The organism is Streptomyces katrae (assembly GCF_000966975.1).
Lineage (GTDB): Bacteria > Actinomycetota > Actinomycetes > Streptomycetales > Streptomycetaceae > Streptomyces > Streptomyces katrae.
Genome location: NZ_JZWV01001316.1, coordinates 1 through 4,374 on the forward strand (window position 1 = coordinate 1; position 4,374 = coordinate 4,374).

The 4,374-nt window shown below is 75.3% G+C and carries 5 protein-coding genes; 1 reads left to right on the forward strand and 4 read right to left on the reverse strand.

Annotated features, from left to right (window positions below; all coding sequences use genetic code 11):
* The 4 genes from VR44_RS36655 to VR44_RS36670 all read right to left on the reverse strand — a co-directional run.
* On the reverse strand, window positions 1-675 hold a 675-nt coding region (locus VR44_RS36655), incomplete at its 3' end, for a CHASE3 domain-containing protein (RefSeq protein WP_169791083.1).
* Window positions 672-1,922 (reverse strand): PP2C family protein-serine/threonine phosphatase, encoded by a 1,251-nt coding sequence (locus VR44_RS36660; protein WP_094192153.1) that lies wholly within the window; start codon window positions 1,920-1,922, stop codon window positions 672-674. The genes VR44_RS36660 and VR44_RS36655, both read right to left, overlap by 4 nt.
* A gap of 212 nt (window positions 1,923-2,134) precedes the next feature.
* On the reverse strand, window positions 2,135-2,665 hold the full coding sequence (locus VR44_RS36665; protein ID WP_063779012.1) for a MarR family winged helix-turn-helix transcriptional regulator: 531 nt from the start codon (window positions 2,663-2,665) through the stop codon (window positions 2,135-2,137).
* Between the two features lie 38 nt (window positions 2,666-2,703).
* Window positions 2,704-3,915, reverse strand: coding sequence for a PP2C family protein-serine/threonine phosphatase (locus VR44_RS36670; RefSeq protein WP_045951991.1), 1,212 nt, complete (start codon window positions 3,913-3,915; stop codon window positions 2,704-2,706).
* A 101-nt stretch (window positions 3,916-4,016) separates the two neighbouring features.
* On the opposite strand from VR44_RS36670, the gene VR44_RS36675 reads away from it, so the two are divergent.
* Window positions 4,017-4,374: MarR family winged helix-turn-helix transcriptional regulator (locus tag VR44_RS36675; RefSeq protein ID WP_045951992.1), on the forward strand; the 358-nt coding region annotated here is incomplete at its 3' end.

Sequence of the window (4,374 nt, forward strand, 5' to 3'; positions counted from 1 at the left end):
CCGCAGGACGCCCACGTCGAGCAGAACGGCGAGGGCCACGCCGGCGAGCAGGAAGGCGACGACGATCGCCAGCAGGACGCGGTCGCGCTGCGTGCGGGCCGCGCCGAAGGTGCTGCGGGCGTCGTCCTGGAGGCGGTCCAGGCGTGCCTGCTGTGCGGCGACCCGGCGGCGGACCTCGTCGAAGCGGTCCTTGCCGGCCTGGGCGGAGGGCGGGGTGGTGCCGTTCTCCACGGAGGTGATGGCGGGGGCGGCGAACTCCTCCCGCCAGGTCCGGGCGGCCCTCTGCACGGCGGCCAGGTCCTCGCGCACGCCCTCGTCGTCGGCGAGGACGGTCGCCAGGCGGCGGGCGGCCTCCGTCTCGTCGGCCCGGCCGCGTTCGTACGGTTCCAGGAGCGCGGGCTCGTGGGCCAGCAGGTAGCCGCGGACCCCGGTCTCCTGGTCCAGTACGGCCGTCTCCAGCCGCAGGGCGTCCCGCTGGGCGGGCAGGATCTCGTCGACGAGGCGGTTGCCGGCCGTGGTGGTGCGGGAGAGCAGGGCGGCGCCGAGCGCTCCCGTGCCGACGACCGTCAGGGCCAGCACGACCAGCACGGTGATCAGCCAGGCCCGCAGGCTCGGCCCCTGGCGGTCCCGGGCTCGTCCGGGGCGGGTGGCGGCGGGCTGTGCGGGGGAGGTCACGAGGACGGGTTCCATTCGAGGTGCAGGACGGCGACGTCATCGGCCAGGCCGCCCCAGTCCGCGGCGAGGCCCTGGGCCGTCTGGATGAGGGTGTCGACGAAGGCTTCCGCGGGCAGGTCGGCGTGCTTGCGGGCGATCTCCAGCAGTCCCTCCTCGTCCAGACGGTCGGAGCCGGGGCCGACGCGGCCCTCGATCAGGCCGTCGGTGAAGAGCATCAGCGCGTCGCCCTCCCCCACCGCGACCTCGCTGAGGGGCCAGCCGGCGCCCCAGCCCGGCAGGATGCCCAGCGCGGGTCCGCCGGGGACGGTGCGCAGCTCCACGCCGCCCGCGGAGCGGACCAGGAGGCCGGGGTGCCCGGCGCGCTGGACGGACACGGCGCGGGCGCCGGCCGGACGGGTGAGGCAGACGAGGGTGGCGAAGGTCTCCGGGCCGGATCGTTCGGCCACCAGGATCCGCTCCAGTAGGGCGAGCAGCTCCGCGCCGCGAGCGCCGGCCATGACGAAGGACCGCCAGGCCACGCGGAGGCAGACGCCGAGCGCGGCCTCGCTGGGGCCGTGGCCCGACACGTCGCCGACCACGGCGTGGGTGGCCCCGTCGGGGGTCTGGACGACGTCGTAGAAGTCTCCGCCGAGCAGTGACTGGGCGCGTCCGGGGTGGTAGCGGGCGCAGACGGTGACGGTGTCGGCCGCGTCGTCGAGCAGCAGGGGTGTGGGGAGCAGGCCGCGTTCGAGGCGGGCGTTCTCCTCGGCGCGGAGTCTGCCCGCCTGGAGGGCGGCGGCGGCCAGCTCGGTGCGCTTGCGCTGGATCGCGTAGCGGATGGCCCGCATGAAGACGTCGGCTTCGAGGCGTCCCTTGACCAGGTAGTCCTGGGCTCCGGCCGCGACCGCCGTCAGTCCCGCCTGTTCCTCGGACAGGCCCGTGAGGACGACGACCGCGGTCTCGGTGGACCGGGCGAGGACCTTCTTCAGTCCGTCCAGGCCCTGGGCGTCGGGCAGGTGCAGGTCCAGCAGGACGCAGTCGGGGGTCCCGGTCTCCAGCAGGCGGAGGGCGTCGGCGAGGGAGCGGGCCCGGGCGAGGCGGACCTCGGTTCCGCTGTCCTCCACGAGTTCCTCGACGAGCAGGGCGTCGCCCTCGTCGTCCTCGATGAGGAGGACGTGCGGCGGGGCGCCGTTCCACAGGACCAGTGAGTCCTCCGGCTCCACCGAGGGGGCCTGCCGGGGCCGGATCACCGGCTGCGTGCTCACCATGGCGTCGGGTCTGTCCCTTCTCATTTCGGACGGCTGACGCCCGGCGGACGCGTGGTTGCGTCGGACAAGCCTAGGGTGATCATTTGCCGTTGGGCAATATTTTACGGACTCAATGATTCTGCCTTGCGCCGGACTGACCTGAAACCGCCCCCGGGACCGGAAGCCGCCGCCTGGCAGCGCAGGCGGCGCCCGTCAGGACCCGTCAGGCCCCGTCAGGCCCCGTCGGCGAGCCGGGCCGGGGCCGGGGTCTCCCCCGCGGCAGTGCCGGTGTCCTCGGGCGGCCCGTCCACGGGGGAAGGGACCTCGGCCGCCTCCCGGAACGCCGTCAGGCCCGCCACCAGCGCGTCCACCGCCCCGGGAGCCATCCGCCCCAGCACCGCCGACAGCTCCCGCAGCCGGATCGCCCGCCGCTCGTCCAGGAGCGCCCGCCCCCGGGGCGTGAGCCGCAGCTCCACCTCGCGCCGCCTGAGCGGGTGGGGCGAGCGGGTGAGCAGCCCCATGGCCTCCAGCCGGTCGCAGAGCCGGGTGACCGACGGCGGACGGGAGCCGAGCACGTCCCCCAGGGCCCGCAGGTTGATGCCCTCGGCGCCCTCGACGGCGAGCAGCGCCCGCAGCTGCGACGGCGACACGGCCGGCGCCGCCCCGTCCTGGCCCCGGGCGTGCAGCACCGCGAGGAGGTCCGCCACGGCGGCGAGGACCGCGGCCGGGTCCTCGTGCTCGCCGGAGCGGCCGGAGCGGGGCATGCCACCACTGTGCCACCGTCCGGCGCGACCGGCCCCGGCTACCGGGCCCCGTCGGTGCCGGCCCCGGGCCTGCCGTGCCAGTCGAGACAGACGACCATCGCGTCGTCGGCGGCGTCCACGCCGCCCCGGTATCCCGGCAGCTCTTCCAGGAGCGCCTTCGGCACCTGCGCGGGCGGCAGCAGCCGCGTGTTCATGACCGCCCTGGTCAGGGCGCGCGCGCCGTACGGTTCCCCGGCCGGGGAGAGCACGTCGTAGACACCGTCGCTCAGGAGGAGCAGCCGGTCCCCCGGCAGGACGGTGAAGCGCTGGCAGGTGTAGACGGTGTCCTCGAACATGCCGAGCGGCAGCTGCGCCTCCAGCGCGACGGGCTCCACGGTCCCGCCGCGCAGCCGCCAGAGCCGGGGCGACCCGGCGTCGACGGCCTCGACCTCGCCGGTGTCGAGGTCGAAGCGGAGCAGCAGCATCGACAGGTGCCGGTGTCCCTGGTAGTGGCCGTACAGGGCCTGGTCCGCGAGGGCCGCCTGATCGGCGAGGCCGAGGCCGGCCCGCCTGGCGTTGCGCAGGGCGCTGACCGCGAGGCTGGTGAGCAGCGCCGCCTCGACGCCCTCGCCCATGCCGTTGTTGACGGTCAGCGTCAGGTGGTCGGCCGAGGCCGACCAGTCGAAGCTGTCGCCGAAGATCGCGTACGCGGGCTCCAGCTGGGCCCCGAGGTCGTACTCGGGCCGGGAGCAGGAGCGCCCCGGCAGCAGCTGCCACTGCATCTCGGCCGCCAGGGTGAGCCTCCTGGTCCGGCGCGCCTGGAGGAAGAAGTCGGTGTCGCGGTCGGCGACGAGGATCTCGTGGGCCAGCGCGTCGGCCACGTCCTGCAGCGGGCCGAGGAGCCCGCCGACCGGGACGCCGGCCGCGAAGCGGACGCTGAGGACCCCGAGCCGGTCGCCGCGCACGGTCACCGGCAGGTGCACGGTGGTCTCGTCCTCCCCGGCGACGACGTGCGCCTCCTGGGCGCCGAAGGCACGGCCCTCGCCGCCGTTGTACGCCGACACGGAATCGGCGGTGAAGGGCTCCGCAGTGACGGGCCGCAGCCGCGCCGCCGCGTAGTCGGCCATCAGCAGCTCCGCGCCGGCCGCCCCGTGGTCGCGGATCAGGACGCCCCGGACCTCCTCGAACACCTCGTGCGGGGCTGCGGCGCGCAGCACGCGCTCGACGCCACCGCCGCTCCCGACACCCTCACCGCGTACGCCTTCGGTCACCGGCCCCGTACCCGTCTCTCTCGCAGCTGCCAAAATGGGGGACGACGGAGCCGCTGGTCCACCGAGGAAGGGCCGCCCGTGCGTCCGGTAGGGAGTGTCACATGAGTCAGCGGCCGATCGGCTCCTCCGGGCCCGCCTCCCCGGCCGTGGCGGAGATGAGCGAACTGATCGAGCTCCTGGAGGTGGTCTGGGAGCGGGGCCGCGACACCGCCAGCGCCCCGCCCGTCTCCTCCGCGCAGGCCCGCGTGCTGTTCCTCGTCGAGGCGAACGGCCGGCTGAACCTGCGCGAGCTCGGCCGGCTCCTGGAGGCGGCCCCGTCGTCAGTCACCCGGCTCTGCGACCGTCTGCAGGCCGTGGGATTCCTCGAACGGCACCCCGGGGCCGACGACCGCCGCGAGGTCCTGCTCCGGCTGACGCCGGCGGGCCTGACATACCTGGGACGGCTGCGCACCCGCAGGC